Annotated in this window: 1 protein-coding gene; it reads left to right on the forward strand. The window is 60.3% G+C overall.

Going from position 1 to position 247, the window contains the following annotated elements; translation table 11 throughout:
• The coding region (locus ACEWE8_RS26130; protein ID WP_395589456.1) for a transposase domain-containing protein at positions 1-202 on the forward strand (202 nt) is incomplete at its 5' end.
• Positions 203-247 lie beyond the last annotated feature (45 nt).

A 247-nucleotide genomic window follows, 5' to 3' on the forward strand; every position in this document is an offset into this window, starting at 1 on the left:
CAAGGCTTGGCTGTTCAGCGACACCGTGAACGGCGCCAGTGCCAGCGCAAAGATCTACAGCTTGGTTGAGACCGCCAAGGTCAACGGCCAGGAGCCCTATACGTGGCTGCGCCACGTACTTGAGCGCCTGCCGTATGCATCGTCGGTGGCCGACTACGAAGCTCTTCTGCCGTGGAACTGCTCGCCAGAGATGCCACGGTAACCTGCTGCCCCATCATGTGATAGGTGGGGTTCATGGATCGCACTC

The sequence above is a fragment of the Pseudomonas sp. TR47 genome (assembly GCF_044143025.1).
Classification (GTDB): Bacteria; Pseudomonadota; Gammaproteobacteria; order Pseudomonadales; family Pseudomonadaceae; genus Aquipseudomonas; species Aquipseudomonas putida_E.